Annotated in this window: 15 protein-coding genes; 9 read left to right on the top strand and 6 right to left on the bottom strand. The window is 71.4% G+C overall.

Translation table 11 applies throughout. The features are described from left to right. The first annotated feature begins 3 nt into the window (after window positions 1–3). The gene (gene ccsB / locus ACZ7PG_RS15090; RefSeq protein ID WP_470239641.1) at window positions 4–972 is read left to right on the top strand and encodes a c-type cytochrome biogenesis protein CcsB; all 969 of its coding nucleotides are present in this window, start codon (window positions 4–6) and stop codon (window positions 970–972) included. 76 nt (window positions 973–1,048) lie between these two features. Then, complete coding sequence (locus ACZ7PG_RS15085) at window positions 1,049–2,377, top strand: MinD/ParA family ATP-binding protein (RefSeq protein WP_470239640.1); 1,329 nt, start codon at window positions 1,049–1,051, stop codon at window positions 2,375–2,377. 3 nt (window positions 2,378–2,380) lie between these two features. Here the strand turns inward: ACZ7PG_RS15085 and ACZ7PG_RS15080 are convergent, their stop codons facing one another. Together ACZ7PG_RS15080 and ACZ7PG_RS15075 are read right to left on the bottom strand one after the other, a co-directional pair. Beyond that, a complete protein-coding gene (locus tag ACZ7PG_RS15080; protein WP_470239639.1) occupies window positions 2,381–2,566 on the bottom strand; it encodes a hypothetical protein in 186 nt (61 codons plus the stop codon). 330 nt (window positions 2,567–2,896) lie between these two features. Beyond that, window positions 2,897–3,109, bottom strand: a complete 213-nt coding sequence (locus ACZ7PG_RS15075; protein WP_072474890.1) for a BldC family transcriptional regulator — start codon at window positions 3,107–3,109, stop codon at window positions 2,897–2,899. 280 nt (window positions 3,110–3,389) lie between these two features. Between ACZ7PG_RS15075 and ACZ7PG_RS15070 the strand changes: the two genes are divergently transcribed. The 5 genes from ACZ7PG_RS15070 to ACZ7PG_RS15050 all read left to right on the top strand — a co-directional run bounded on the left by ACZ7PG_RS15070 (window position 3,390) and on the right by ACZ7PG_RS15050 (window position 7,795). Beyond that, the gene (locus tag ACZ7PG_RS15070; protein ID WP_364370594.1) at window positions 3,390–3,863 is read left to right on the top strand and encodes an Lrp/AsnC family transcriptional regulator; all 474 of its coding nucleotides are present in this window, start codon (window positions 3,390–3,392) and stop codon (window positions 3,861–3,863) included. Between the two features lie 11 nt (window positions 3,864–3,874). Continuing rightward, window positions 3,875–4,150: a DUF4229 domain-containing protein gene (locus ACZ7PG_RS15065; RefSeq protein WP_470239638.1), complete on the top strand. Its 276-nt coding sequence runs from the start codon at window positions 3,875–3,877 to the stop codon at window positions 4,148–4,150. Beyond that, window positions 4,147–5,229, top strand: coding sequence for an L-cysteine desulfhydrase Cds1 (gene cds1, locus ACZ7PG_RS15060; protein ID WP_470239637.1), 1,083 nt, complete (start codon window positions 4,147–4,149; stop codon window positions 5,227–5,229). Before ACZ7PG_RS15065 ends, cds1 begins: the two co-directional genes overlap by 4 nt. Before the next feature lie 130 nt (window positions 5,230–5,359). Then, window positions 5,360–6,934, top strand: a complete 1,575-nt coding sequence (locus ACZ7PG_RS15055) for a DUF7405 family protein (protein ID WP_470239636.1) — start codon at window positions 5,360–5,362, stop codon at window positions 6,932–6,934. 102 nt (window positions 6,935–7,036) lie between these two features. Then, window positions 7,037–7,795 carry a response regulator transcription factor gene (locus ACZ7PG_RS15050; RefSeq protein WP_470239635.1) on the top strand — a complete coding sequence of 253 codons (759 nt, stop codon included), beginning with the start codon at window positions 7,037–7,039 and terminating at the stop codon, window positions 7,793–7,795. Here ACZ7PG_RS15050 and ACZ7PG_RS15045 read toward each other — a convergent pair. From ACZ7PG_RS15045 to ACZ7PG_RS15030, 4 genes are read right to left on the bottom strand one after another with little or no spacing between them, the layout of a single operon-like run. Next, entirely contained in the window at window positions 7,792–8,661 is an 870-nt protein-coding gene (locus ACZ7PG_RS15045) for a 1,4-dihydroxy-2-naphthoate polyprenyltransferase (protein ID WP_470239634.1), read from the bottom strand. The two genes, ACZ7PG_RS15050 and ACZ7PG_RS15045, sit on opposite strands and share 4 nt — an antisense overlap. Before the next feature lie 37 nt (window positions 8,662–8,698). Beyond that, window positions 8,699–8,842, bottom strand: a complete 144-nt coding sequence (locus ACZ7PG_RS15040) for a hypothetical protein (RefSeq protein ID WP_360472184.1) — start codon at window positions 8,840–8,842, stop codon at window positions 8,699–8,701. 51 nt (window positions 8,843–8,893) lie between these two features. After that, window positions 8,894–10,027, bottom strand: a complete 1,134-nt coding sequence (menE, locus tag ACZ7PG_RS15035; RefSeq protein WP_470240764.1) for an o-succinylbenzoate--CoA ligase — start codon at window positions 10,025–10,027, stop codon at window positions 8,894–8,896. A 1-nt stretch (window position 10,028) separates the two neighbouring features. Then, window positions 10,029–10,952: a 1,4-dihydroxy-2-naphthoyl-CoA synthase gene (locus ACZ7PG_RS15030; protein WP_470239633.1), complete on the bottom strand. Its 924-nt coding sequence runs from the start codon at window positions 10,950–10,952 to the stop codon at window positions 10,029–10,031. 51 nt (window positions 10,953–11,003) lie between these two features. Between ACZ7PG_RS15030 and menD the strand changes: the two genes are divergently transcribed. After that, a complete protein-coding gene (menD, locus tag ACZ7PG_RS15025; protein ID WP_470239632.1) occupies window positions 11,004–12,680 on the top strand; it encodes a 2-succinyl-5-enolpyruvyl-6-hydroxy-3-cyclohexene-1-carboxylic-acid synthase in 1,677 nt (558 codons plus the stop codon). Between the two features lie 117 nt (window positions 12,681–12,797). After that, window positions 12,798–14,324, top strand: a complete 1,527-nt coding sequence (locus ACZ7PG_RS15020; RefSeq protein WP_470239631.1) for a M1 family metallopeptidase — start codon at window positions 12,798–12,800, stop codon at window positions 14,322–14,324. The last annotated feature ends 3 nt before the right edge of the window (window positions 14,325–14,327 follow it).

Here is a 14,327-nt window from a genome sequence, read left to right as displayed (position 1 = left end):
GGCATGCCGATCAACGAGACGCTCTCGCAGTACAGCGACTGGCTGTACACCACCGCCGCCGCGATCTACGTCGTCGCGCTGATGATGACGCTGGTCGAGCAGGGCTTCGGCGCCAAGGGCAGGCTCGCCACCGAGCGGGCCAAGCTGCGGGCGCGCGAGCTCGTCGGCGCCGGCGGGCCGCCGATCGAGGAGGTCCAGGTCGCGCAGCGCCACGCCGGGCGGCCCGAGCGGATCGGCAAGATGGGCGCGTCGCTGCTCGTGCTCGGCGCGCTGCTGCAGCTGTCGGCGATCGTGCTGCGCGGGCTCGCCGTGCACCGCGCGCCGTGGGGCAACATGTACGAGTACGGCATGGCGGTCACCTTCATCACGGTGGTCACCTGGATCGTCGTGATGTGGAAGTTCCCGGTCCGGCACCTCACCGGCTTCCTGCTGCTGCCCGTCGTGATCCTGATGTTCATCAACGGCACGCTGCTGTACACGACCGCGGCGCCGGTCCAGCCCGCGCTGCAGTCGTACTGGCTGGTCATCCACGTCTCGGCGGCCATCATCGGCTCCGGCGTGTTCCTCGTTCCCGGGGTCGCCAGCGTGCTGTACCTGTTCCGCGCGGCCTACGAAAGGGACGAGACGAAGTTCGCCCGGTTCGCCTCGAAGCTGCCCGCGGCCGACGTCCTCGACCGGATCGCCTACCGGACGACCATCTTCGCCTTCCCGGTCTTCACCTTCGGCGTCCTCTGCGGCGCGGTCTGGGCCGAGTCGGCCTGGGGCCGGTTCTGGGGCTGGGACCCCAAGGAGACCGTCGCGTTCATCGCCTGGGTCATCTACGCGGCCTACCTGCACTCGCGGGCGACCGCCGGCTGGCGCGGGGCGCGGGCCGCGGCGATCAACATCGTCGGGTTCGCCGCGATGATCTTCAACCTGTTCTTCGTGAACCTCGTCACGGCGGGCTTGCACTCGTACGCCGGGGTGGGCTGAGCAGACCGCGGGATCGCCGACTACCGTCGTCGCCAGGGGGAATGATGTCGGGCGGAGTGCGCGGAGGTTTACACCGGTGACCGGACCCAGCGAAGAATCGGCTCCTGGCCACCCCGAACAGGCCGAACAGCAGCCCGCGGCGGCGGCTGAACCGAGCCTGTTCGCCGAAGACCGGACGGACTCGCACCCGCACCCCGAGACGTCCGGGGCCTTCGACGTGCAGCCGACGCAGGCCGTCGCGCCGCCGCCCAACCCGGCGGTGTCCGGGCCGCACCAGGTGCCGAACCCGGCCGTGTCGGGCCCGCACCAGGTGCCGCAGGCCCAGTACGGCTACGACCAGAACCTCCCGCCGCTGCAGCCGCAGTACGCGCAGGCGCAGGCCCAGTACCCGCAGCAGCCTCAGGGCCAGCCTTCGGGCTTGCCGCAGCCCCAGGGCGGGCGGCACGCGGCGGCGCCGCAGCAGCCGGGTCACGGCCACGACCTGTCGACCGCGCACCTGGTCAAGCAGATCAAGCGGCCTCCGCAGTCGGGCTGGCGCAAGGCCGTCTACGTCGGCTCCGGCAAGCTGATCAACCCCGGCGAGAGCCCGGCGGACACGCAGCGCCGCGACCTGATCGCGCGGGTCAACCAGCCGCTGCGCGGGTGCTACAAGATCGCGATGCTGTCGCTCAAGGGCGGCGTCGGCAAGACGACGGTGACGACGACGCTGGGCGCGACGTTCGCCTCGCTGCGCGGCGACCGCGTGGTGGCCGTGGACGCGAACCCGGACCGCGGCACGCTGTCGCAGAAGCTTCCGCTGGAGACGACGGCGACGGTCCGCCACCTCCTGCGCGACGCGGCCCGCATCACGCGCTACAGCGACGTGCGGTCGTACACGTCCCAGGGGTCCAGCCGGCTGGAAATCCTCGCGAGCGAGCAGGATCCGGCCGTCTCAGAGGCCTTCTCCGAGGACGACTACCGGCGCACGGTCAACCTGCTCGAGCACTTCTACAACATCGTGCTCACCGACTGCGGCACCGGACTGATGCACTCGGCGATGAAGGGCGTCCTGGACGTCGCGGACGCGCTGGTCGTGGTGTCGTCCGGTTCGGTGGACGGCGCCCGCAGCGCGTCGGCGACGCTCGACTGGCTCGAGGCCCACGGCTACGGCGAGCTGGTGAAGCGGTCGGTGGCGGTGATCAACTCGGTCCGCCCCAAGGGCGGGTCGGTCGACCTCGACAAGCTGTCGGCCCACTTCGGGGCGAAGGTCCGGGCGGTGTGCCAGGTGCCGTTCGACCCGCACCTGGAAGAGGGCGCGGAGATCGAGCTGGACCGCTTGTCCGGCGACACCCGCCTGGCCCTGCTGGACCTGGCCGCGACGGTGGCCGACGGCTTCGCGACCCCGCTCTCGCAGGGCTACCGGTAGGGCTCAGCCGTCTTCGTCCCGGCGCTTGCGTTGCTGTTCGGACAGCTGGCGCAGGAAGTCGGGGTCGTCATCCGGGGCGATCGGGGCGCGGCGCGGAGGCGACGTGACCCCGATCCGCTGACCGGCGAACGACCGCCACAGGAGCAGGGCGACGACCAGCGCGCCGACCGCCGCGAGCAGAGCGAGCATGCCGGATCCTTCCGTGTGGGTCCCCCGAGGTTAACCCGTCGAGCCGGTTTCGGCCCGAACCCCGTCGGACGGGGTGATAACCGGAACACGAAGGGCCGAGCGGGGTGGGGACGGTTCCCCTTGACGTGAACACGGATCCGGGACGCGGACGGTTCGCGAGAAAGCCCGCCGGCTGCGTCTTTCACCCGGGATGCGGGCTGGAAGCGCGGGTTCTTCACCCAAGCGCGAGCGGAGCAGGCTCCTCACCCGCGTGCCACCCCGAAACCACGAAGGGCCGCGCGGGGCGGGGAAAGTCCCCCGTACCCGACACGGCCCGGCGCTCGAGATGGATCAGGCCTTGCGGGCCGGTTCGCTGGCGTCCGTGGTCAGCTCCGCGAGGAGCTCGTTCACCTCGGACTCCCGGAACCGCCGGTGCCCGCCCGGGGTCCGGATCGAGCCGATCCGGCCCGCCGTCGCCCACCGGGTGACCGTCTTGGGGTCCACTCGGAACAGTGCTGCCACCTCACCAGGGGTGAGCAGTCGTCCGCCCATCGTCGCGGTCATTTTCCGCCTCCTTAACGACCTCACTGCTATACCGGAGGCGTCCGGGCCCTTCTGGCCCGTTCCGCCGGGGTAGCCAACACGGCAATCGTTGCACTTCACCCGTCGGGTACTCGAACGGTTGTCCAAGAGTAAAGAGCCCTTAAAGGTCAAAACGGACAGTTTGCTTACGTTGTGCAACTAATTTTCCGGTGACCTGACGTGCTCGGATGTCATCCGGCCCGGTCATCGGCCGCGAGGCGTGGTGCCAATGGGGGATTGTCCAACCGCATAGAGTGATGCCGTGGATCAGTTGGACCGGAAGATCATCGCGGCGTTGCGTATCAACGGACGGGCCACTTATGCGGACCTCGGGCGAGCTGTCGGGCTCTCCGCGTCATCAGTGCACGAGCGGGTGGGCAAGCTGGAAGCCGCCGGGGTGATCACCGGCTACCACGCGGTCGTCGACCCGAGCTCGGTCGGCCTCGGCGTCACCGCCCTCGTCAGCATCCATCCGACCGACACGGCAACCGAAGACGACGTCGCCGACGCGCTCGCCGAGCTCGACGAGGTCGAGAGCTGCTACGCGGTGGCGGGCGACGAGGCCTTCGTCGTCAAGGTGCGCGTCTCGACCGTGGACGAGCTGGAGCGGACGCTCGGCCGCCTTCGCCGCATCCCCGGCGTCGGGCGGACGAACACGACCGTCGTGCTCTCGACGCGCTTCGAGGGGCGCCCGAACAACGCGGGCCTGCAGCGCGACCGGGCGGGCGGCGCGTAGCCTGCCTTGGTGTGAGCAACAATCTGGCCCGTGACCTGACGCTGTACCTGCTGGCGCGGTTCGTGCTGGTCGCGGCGATCGCGTGGGTGCTGTCCCTGGCCGGCGTGCCGCTGCTGGTCGCGCTGGTCGTCGGACTGGTCGTCGGGCTCCCCCTGGGCCTCCTGCTGTTCCGCCCGCTGAACGCCCGCGTCACGGCCGGCCTGGCCAAGCGCAACGAGAAGCGCGCCCGGGCCCGTGCCGACCTGCGGGCGCAGCTGCGCGGTGACGTCTCCGGCCACTCCGAATGAGCCGCCTGCACGCCCGCAGCTGGGTCCGTGAGGCCGTCCGGATCATCGAGGCCGACGCGAACCGCAGCGCCGACACCCACCTGCACGTCTTCCCGCTGCCCCCGGAGTGGGGCATCGACCTGTACCTCAAGGACGAGTCCGTCCACCCGACCGGCTCGCTGAAGCACCGGCTTGCCCGGTCGCTGTTCCTGTACGGGCTCGTCAACGGCCAGATCGGGCCGGACACCGTGCTCGTCGAGGCCTCCAGCGGCTCGACCGCGGTGTCCGAGGCCTACTTCGCCCGCATGCTCGGCCTGCGCTTCATCACCGTCGTGCCGCGGCGCACGTCGAAGGAAAAGATCGCGCTCATCGAGTTCTACGGCGGTGAGTGCCACTACGTCGACCAGGCGCCGGCGATGTACCCCGAGGCCGAGCGGCTCGCCGCCGAGTGCGGCGGGCACTACCTCGACCAGTTCACCTACGCCGAGCGCGCGACGGACTGGCGCGGCAACAACAACATCGCCGAGTCCGTCTTCGCGCAGATGCGCTCGGAGCGCCACCCGGTGCCGGCGTGGATCGTGGTCGGCGCGGGCACCGGCGGCACGAGCGCGACCTTCGGCCGGTACGTCCGCTACAAGCGCCACACGACGAAGATCTGCGTCGTCGACCCGGAGAACTCGTCGTTCTTCGGCGCCTGGGAAACCGGGGCGCTCGACTACGCGACCGGCATGCCGTCGCGGATCGAGGGGATCGGCCGGCCGCGCTGCGAACCGTCGTTCGTGCCCGGCGTCATCGACGAGATGTTCCAGGTCCCCGACGCCGGGTCCCTGGCGGCCATCCGGCTGCTGCGCGAGCGCACCGGGCACTGGGCGGGCGGCTCGACGGGCACGAACCTCCACGGCGCGTTCCGGCTCATCTCGCGCATGGTCGAAGACGGCCAGGCGGGCAGCGTCGTGACGCTGCTGTGCGACGGCGGCGAGCGGTACGCGCACACGTACTACAACGACGAGTGGGTCGCCGAGCAAGGTCTGGACCTGGCGCCGCACACGGCGTTGTTCGAGGAGTTCCTGACGACGGGGAAGTTCGTCCCCGAGTCCTGATCCATTGTGGACGTTCGAGTACCTAGGGTTTTCCCCGCATACCTAGGTTCTTTTCGTCATGGTGGCGGGCGCGCGCGAAGATCTACCGTGGCCGGGCGCCGACGAGGGGCGGCGGGTCCCGGAGGTCGCCGTGTCCGCTGTCCCCGAACGTCCCGTGTCGAAGTGCCCGCTCGCCCACCGCTCCGGCGGTGACGCGGGGGTCAGCATCGTCCCGATCCGGTCCCGGCCGGTCGACCGCCGGACCGCCCTGCGCCGCACCGGCGTCGTCGCCGGCGCGATGGCCGCGCTCGGCACGCTCGAGCTGGTCTCCGGGTTCGCCAGGGTGCCGGTGCGGATGGCCTGGGCGGACGGCGACGCCGCATTCCCCGACGTCCAGTTCGACCTCGGCCCGTTCATGCCGCCCGCGCAGACGCTGGACGGCGTCCCGGTCGGGATGCCGCCGATCCACACCACGTTCGTCACCGCGCGGCTGAGCCGGGCACCGTCCAAAGCGGACGCGGGCCGGATGGAAACCGCGTTGCGCACCATCGAAGGCAACTACCCGTACGCGCCCGGCGGCATCTTCACGCACGTCGCCTACAGCGACACCTACTTCGCGCGGTTCCCCGCGGCCCTCGTGAACGCGAACATGCCGCGCACGCTCGCCGGGAACCAGCCGGTGCTGAAGCGGGCCGTCGCGGGCCCCACGGACGTCGCGCCCGGCGCGCACGCGCTCGAACTGCGGCGGCCCGAGTTCACCGTGCCGCTCGTGCTGGAGAACAACGACGTCCTGTTCACCGTCCGCGGCGACGACTGGAGCTACGTGGCCGACGTCGTCGCGTGGCTGGGCGGCAGCGGACGGCTCGTCGGGCGCCCGATCGCGTCGCCGAGGTTCGACGCGGGGATGACGATCACGTCGTCGCGCGCGATGTTCGTGCAGATGGGCCTGCCGCGCTACCTCGCCGACGCCAACCGGCTGCCGTTCGCGTCCTTCGTCAACCCGTTCTCCCCGATGTGGATGGGGTTCGCCGACCAGCAGGTGGACGCGAGCGCGCCGCCGCAGGACGTCACCTTCGTGGGCGGCCACGGGATCCGGCTGACGAACGCGCAACCCGGCGGGTACTTCGACAACGGTGCGGTGCAACACCTTTCGCACGTCCTGCTCGACCTCCAGCAGTTCTACGTGGACGGCCGCGACCCCGAAGAGGACGTTGACCACCGCGAGAACTTCGACGAGCGGCTGCAGTACATGTTCCAGTCACCGGCACAGGTGCCCGAGGACCCGGCCGACCCGTTCCGCGACGGCGGTGGCCCGCGCAGCCTCGGCATGCGCGGCGCGGTGCTGCGGAACCTGTTCAACGGCCGCGACTACGCGCGCACGAGCGCCGAGCGGTTCGCCCGGATCGGGCACGTCTCGCAGCTGCACCGCACCGGCCGGACGGCCGAAGGACGCCCGATCCACCTGCGGATCGACGGTCCCGGCTTCGACGCGATGGACGTCCGCGGCGGCCGGAACACGCCGAAGCTGCAGTTCTCCGGGTTCTTCCCGAGCGCCGACTTCTTCGCGGATCTCCGGCGCAGCCAGGCTTCCGTGGATCTGCTGGACGAATTCGACCTCGAGGAGGAGGACCACGGCCTGGAACGTTTCATCACGGCGACCCGGCGGCAGAACTACCTGGTTCCCCCGCGGCGGCACCGCGCGTTCCCGCTCGCCGAGCTGACCTGATCCCACAGAGCCCCCATTTGGTCCAGACCCTTCCGTGAGCGGGTGTGCGAAACTGTCGAACGGGCGATTCGCGAGGGGAAGCCGACCGGATCGAGGTGGGGCATGGCGACGAAGCCTGCCGTACGCGTCGTGGTGCAGCACGGCAACCGCCTGTTCCGTGAGCTGCTCGCGGAGAACCTGGCGCGCGTCCCCGGCGTTTCCGTCGTGGGGACCGTGCCGTCGCGCACCCGGCTCGCCGAAGTCTGTGAGGGCCGGACGCCGGACGTCGCCGTCTTCGAAGCCGACGCGGGGGATTCCGGTCCCCTGCCCGCGCCGGTCCGCCTCGTCGGTTTGGGCGACGGCGGATCCGGCACCGCGGGCACGACCGCCGTGGTGCCGTACGGGAGCGGGCTGCGGGTCCTGCTCGACGTCATCAAGGAGACGGGCGCACCGGCGCGGACGCCGGCACTGACCACGCGGGAGCGGCAGGTGCTGCGCCTGATCGGCGCCGGCCACACCCCGCGGCAGGTCGCGGTGGTGCTGGGGATCAGCCCGCGGACCGTCGAGAACCACAAGCAGCAGATCTTCGCGAAGCTCGACGTCCACAGCCAGGCGCACGCGGTCGCCCACGCCGTCCGGCTCGGCCTGGTCGGCGCGCCGGTCGAGCTGCCGGGGCCGTACCCGTTGTCGCTGACGCGGCGGGAGCGCGAGATCCTGGCGGCCATCGGCTCCGGCCACACGACCCGGCAGACGGCGTCGGAGCTCGGGATCTCGGCGCGGACGGTGGAGAACCTGCAGGGCGCGCTGTTCCGCAAGCTGCGGGTGCACTCGCGCACCGCGGCCCTCGTCGCCGCCCACGACCTGCGGCTGATCGAGGTCTAGAAGCTCAGCGCGACCGCCGCCAGCACCGCCCAGGCGAGCATCGCCAGGCCGGTGTCGCGCAGGGCCGGGATCAGCTCACGCCCGTGCGCGCCGCCGCCGACCGCGCGGACGGACTTCAGCAGCATCGGCGCCGTCAGGAGGGTGATCAGCAGCAGCGGGTGGAAGACGCCGACCGCGACGCTCAGCACGTACGGCACCGCGAGCAGCGTCAGGTACAGGCGGCGGGTGCCCTGGTCGCCCAGCCGGGTCGCCAGGGTCCGTTTGCCGGACTCGATGTCGGTCGGGATGTCACGCAGGTTGTTGGCCGTCAGGACCGCCGTCGAGAAGCAGCCGACTGCGACCGCGCCCGCCAGCGCCACCCAGCTGACCCGGCCGGCCTGGACGTACACCGTGCCCAGGACGCCGGCCAGGCCGAAGAACACGAACACCGCGATCTCGCCGAAACCGTAGTAGCCGTAAGGCTTCTTGCCGCCGGTGTAGAACCACGCGCCGAGGATGCAGACGCCGCCCATGGCGAGCAGCCACCAGTGCCCGCTGAGCACGACCAGCAGCAGGCCGAGCACCCCGGCCAGGCCCAGCGCGGCCAGCGCCGCCGTCAGCACGGCCTTCGGCGCGGCGACCCCGGAACCGACCAGCCGCAACGGACCGACGCGGTTCTCGTCGGTGCCGCGGATGCCGTCGGAGTAGTCGTTGGCGTAGTTGACGCCGACGATCAGCGAGAGGGCGACCAGCAGCGCGAGGGCCGAGCGCCACCACGAAAACGCGTCCAGCGCGACCGCCGCGCCGACGCCCGCCACCACCGGCGCCACCGCGTTCGGCAGCGTCCGGGGCCGGGCCCCCTCGATCCACTCGCTCACACTCGCCATGGCGTCATTCAACGCCATGTGGATCAGCGGGCGGCGGTCAGTCCGTGGTCGGCAACTGCCAGGTGAGCGTGCCGCTGTTGGGATCCGCGGCGGGCGGGTCGGCCAGCGCGGCGCCCGCGGGGAGCAGGAGCCCCAGCGTGACCGCCGTGCCTGCCAAGGCGATTCTGATCCAGCGCGTCATGGTGAGTAGCCAAGCGGGTGCACGCCGTACATGTCAACGAAGTGCCGCCATTCAGCCGCTCAAACCCGACAGAAGTCGCGCTTTCACCGCCGCGCGGTCGATCTTGCCCGGCCCGCGAAGGGGCAGCTCAGCGGCGTATTCGACGCGTTTCGGCGTGGCCGGCGCGCCCAGTTCGGCTCGGACGGCGGCGCGCAGTTCGTCCGCTTCGGGAGGTTCACCATCCGGGACGACCAGCGCCACGACGGCCTCGCCCCATTCCGCGTCCGGCAGCCCGACGACGCACGCGTCCCGCACGCCCGGCCGCGCTCCGAGCACCCGCTCGATCGCGTTCGCGGACACCTTCACGCCGCCGGTGTTGATCATGTCGTCGGCGCGGCCGAGTACCTCGATCCGGCCGTCGTCGTGACGAACCCCACGGTCGGACGTCGTGAACCAGCCGCCGTCGAACGACTCCGCGGTCAGGTCGGGCCGTCCGCGGTAGCCGTGCGCGAGGACGTCGCCCGCGATGCGGATGCGGTCCCCGGTGACGTCGACGCGGACGCCGTCGAGCGGGAAGCCGTCGTAGACGCAGCCGCTCGCCGTCTCGCTCATGCCGTAGGCGGGCACGATCCGGACGCCGGCGTCGGCCGCGCGCTCGCGCAGGGCCGCCGACGTCGCCGCCGCGCCGACCACGATCGCGTCGAACGCCTTCGCCGCGGCCAGCCCGGCGCCGCCGTCGTCGAGCAGCCGGACCAGCTGGGTGGGCACCAGCGCCGTGTACCGCGGCCCGCCCGTCAGCTTCGCTGCCGCGGCCGCGAAGTCGTCCGGCCGGAAGCCGGCGCCGGTCAGGAAGACGGGCTCGGTGCCGGCCAGCAGCGACCGGACCAGCACCTGCAGGCCGCCGATGTAGTGCGCCGGGGTGGCCAGCAGCCAGTGGCCGGGGCCGCCGAGCCGCACGTGCGTGGCCTCGGCGGACGCGACCAGCGCGCGGACCGAGAGCAGCACGCCCTTGGGCGCGCCGGTCGAGCCCGACGTGGCGATGACCACGGCCGTGTCCGGCTCGGCGGGCTCGGCCGGCGTCATCGCGTCGCGCAGCGCGGGGTCGGTGAACGGCAGCACGGCCGGGCCGCCGCCGAGCGCGTCGGCGACGGCTCTCTTCAGCGCTTCGAGCGCCTCGGGAGAGCCGTCGAGGTGGAGAGGGAGCAGCTCAGTAGTAATAGGGGACGTCCTTGAAGTCGGGGTCGCGCTTCTGCAGGAAGGCGTCACGGCCTTCGACGGCTTCGTCCTGCATGTACGCCAGCCGGGTGGTCTCGCCGGCGAACAGCTGCTGGCCGACCATGCCGTCGTCGGTGAGGTTGAACGCGTACTTGAGCATCCGCTGCGCCGTCGGCGACTTGCGGGTGATCTCCCACGCCCAGGTCAGGGCCTCTTTTTCGAGATCCGCGTGCGGCACGACGGCGTTCACCGCGCCCATCTCGTGCATCTGCTCGGCGGAGTACTCGCGGCCGAGGAAGAAGATCTCCCGGGCGAACTTCTGGCCGACCATCTTCGCCAGATAGGCCGAGCCGTAGCCGCCGTCGAACGAGCCGACGTCGGCGTCGGTCTGCTTGAACTTCGCGTGCTCGGCCGAGGCGAGGGTGAGATCGCACACGACGTGCAGGGAGTGGCCGCCGCCGGCGGCCCAGCCCGGCACGACCGCGATCACCGGTTTCGGGAGGAACCGGATCAGCCGCTGGACCTCGAGGATGTGCAGCCGGCCGGCCCGCGCGGGGTCCACCGTGTCGGAGGTCTCGCCGCTCGCGTACTGATACCCGGAGCGTCCGCGAATACGCTGGTCACCACCGGAGCAGAACGCCCACCCGCCGTCCTTGGGCGACGGGCCGTTCCCGGTGAGCAGGACACAGCCGACGTCGGAGCTCATCCGGGCGTGGTCGAGGGCCCGGTAGAGCTCGTCGACGGTGTGCGGGCGGAAGGCGTTGCGGACCTCCGGGCGGTCGAACGCGATGCGCACCACGCGTTTGCCACCGCGGTTCTCAGCGGAACGGTGGTAGGTGATGTCGGTGAAGGCGAAACCTTCGACCTCGGTCCACGCGGCCGGGTCGAACAGCTCGGAAACTCGGGCGTCATCCACGTTTGGGAGAATAGGACCTGTGGACACTTCTCATCTCGACGGAGCCTGCCGGTGAACCCTTCCACCGCGCAGGCCAGGGTGATCGTCGACGAACTCGTCCGCAACACCGTCTCCCACGTCGTCCTCTGCCCGGGCTCCCGCAACGCGCCGCTGTCGATCGCGCTCTACGACGCCGCGGCGGCCGGGAAGCTGCAGCTCCACGTCCGGATCGACGAGCGCGGCGCCGGTTTCCTCGCGCTCGGCATCGCCGCGCGCACCGGCCGCCCGGTGGCCGTGCTCTGCACGTCCGGCACCGCGGCCGCGAACTTCCACCCGGCCGTGCTGGAGGCCGACCGGGCCGGCGTCCCGCTGATCGTGCTGACCGCCGACCGGCCGCCGGAGCTGCGCGCGGCCGGCGCGTCGCAGGTCATCGACCAGCACCACCTCTACGGCAACGCGATCCGCTACTTCGACGAGCTGGCCGTCGCCGAGCGGCGGGCCGGCCAGAACTCGTACTGGCGCAGCCAGATCTGCCGGGCCTGGAACGCGGCCTACGGCGAATGGCGCTGCGGGCCGGTGCACCTGAACATCCCGTTCCGCGAGCCGCTCGTGCCCGACCTGGACGACGAGGGCGAGTGGTACGAGTCGCTGGACGGCCGTCCCGACGGCTCCCGGTGGACCGAGCTGCCGGACTTCGGCGCGCTGCCGTCGTTCGTGGTGCCCTCGGCGCGCCACGGCCTGGTCATCGCGTGCGACACCGGCGTCCAGGCGGCCAGCGAGTGGGCCGAGCAGCACGGCTGGCCGGTCGTGTCGGAGACCGGCGGGCTGGGCCTGTCCGGCGGCACGGCGATCTCGTCCGGCGCGTGGCTGCTGGGCGTCGAGGAGTTCATCGCGAAGCACAAGCCGGAGCAGGTGCTCTGCCTCGGCCGCCCGACGGTGTTCCGGCAGATCCAGAAGGTGATCTCGGACCCGTCGGTCGAGGTCCTGCTGGTCCGCCCGGACTCGGACTGGCCGGCGCCCGCGCACAACGTCCGGCAGGTCGGGCAGTGGTTCGACGAGCCGACCAAGCCCGCCGACCCGGAGTGGCTGGCGAGCTGGCGCCGGGCGGACGCGGCGGCGTCGTCGGCGGTCGCGTCGGTGCTGGACGCGGAGGCGTGGCCGTCCGGGCTGCGGGTGGCGTCCGAGCTGGTGGACGCGCTGCCCCCGGACTCGCTGCTGGTGGTGGGCTCGTCCAACCCGACGCGGGACGTGGCGCTGGCCGGCCGGCTGCGCGCGGACGTCCTGGTGCACCGCAACCGCGGGGTGGCGGGCATCGACGGAACGGTCTCGACAGCGATCGGCGCGGCGTACGTCCACCGCGGGCCGTCCTACGCGCTGCTGGGCGACCTGACGTTCCTGCACGACGCGTCCGGCCTGCTGACCGGCCCGGCGGAGCAGCGCCCGGACCTGACGATCGTGGTGTGCAACGACGACGGCGGCGGCATCTTTTCGCTGCTGGAGCAGGGAGCGCCCGAGCACGCGGCGAGCTTCGAGCGGGTGTTCGGCACGCCGCACGGCGCGGACCTGGGCGCGTTGTGCGCGGGCTACCGGGTGCCGCACGTGGTGGCGGAGACGCTGACGGAGTTCCGCGCGGCCCTGCGCCCGGCGCCGGGACTGCGGGTGGTGGAGGTCCGGGTGGACCGGTCACGGCACCGGGACCTGCACGGCCGCCTGCGCGCGGCGGTCAGCTCGGCCGTCTCCGCGGCCTGAGTCAACCGGTTTCCGAGCCGGGTCCCAGGAGGTAAGAACCTTCCTTCGCCGGTACCTGGCACCCTCTTGGCTGGCTACGTTCGAGCGCGCTGATCCTCACCCGTTGGAGGGATTCGAATGCGTGCAAGAACTCGCACCGGCCTCGGTGTGCTCGCGGCCGGGGTCGCCTCGGTGCTGCTCGCCGGTACCGCCAGTGCGGCCCCGACGCCCGGAGCACCGGGCGTCGGTGACTCGTACTACCCGAACGCCGGCAACGGCGGGACGGACGTGCTGCACTACGACATCCGCCTGACCTACCAGCCCGCGACCGACGTCCTCGCCGGCACGACCACGCTGCTGCTCACCGCCACGCAGGACCTTTCGCGGTTCGACCTGGACTTCGCGCTGAAGGCGTCGAGCGTGCTGGTCAACAACCGGCCCGCCCAGTTCGCCAACCAGAACGGCAACGGCGAGCTCGTCGTCACCCCGGCGCAGCCGCTGCTCAAGGGCCAGACCGCGACCGTCGTCGTCGCCTACTCGGACACGCCGTCGACCGAGACCGTCGACGGCCTCAACGCGTGGAAGAAGGGGTCGTTCGGCGCGCTCGGCGTCGACGAGCCGCAGAGCTCCGCGTGGTGGTTCCCGGCCAACGACCACCCGACCGACAAGGCGACCTACGACGTCACCATCGAGGCCCCGGATGACAACGTTGCCGTCACCAACGGCACGCTCGTCCGCACCACGAAGCAACGCGCCGGCTGGACCCGCTGGCAGTGGCGCAGCACGAAGCCGCAGGCCACGTACCTGACGTCGTTCATCGTCGGCAAGTACGAGCTGAACCAGTCGACGACCCCGGACGGCAAGCCGTTCATCACGGCGTACGGCTCCGACCTCGGCGACTCGCTGTACGCGGCGAAGGCCAGCGTCGAGCGCACGCCCGAGATCGACGCGTTCCTGGCGACGCAGTTCGGGCCGTACCCGTTCGAGGCCGAGGGCGGCGTCGTGACCAGCGGCATCACGTTCTCGCTGGAGAACCAGACCCGGCCGACCTACGGCGCGCGCAACTTCCGCGCGGGCTCCAACACGACGCTGATCGCGCACGAGAACGCCCACCAGTGGTTCGGCGACAACGTCTCGCTCGGCCGCTGGAGCGACATCTGGCTGAACGAGGGCTTCGCGTCCTACGCCGAGTGGCTCTGGTCGGAGCACGAAGGCGAGGGCTCGGTCGCCGAGCTCGCGCAGTACACGTACGACTCCAACCCGGCCGACGGCGACCTGTGGAAGCTCGTCCCGGCCGACCCGGGCGCGGACAACCAGTTCGACAACGCCGTGTACGACCGCGGCGCGCTGACGCTGCAGGCCCTGCGGACGGCCGTCGGCGACGAGTCGTTCTTCGCCATCTTGAAGGCGTGGCAGGCCCAGAAGGGCGGGTCGCACGGGCGGATCCAGGAGTTCATCGCGCTGGCCGAGAAGGTTTCGGGCAAGCCGCTGTACGACCTGTTCCAGACGTGGCTGTACACGGCGGGCAAGCCGGCGGTGGGCCCGAACGGCGCCTCGCCGGCCGCGTTCACGTCGGCTTCGGCTTCTCATACAGCTGCGAAGCCGAAGTCGTTCGACCAGATCCAGGCGAACCACCGGAATCTCGCCGCGGAACACGCGCACTGAGCG

This window comes from Amycolatopsis sp. NPDC114504, assembly GCF_055633595.1.
The sequence above is the reverse complement of the archived record's forward strand: the minus strand, read 5'-3'. Positions and strand labels throughout refer to the sequence as shown.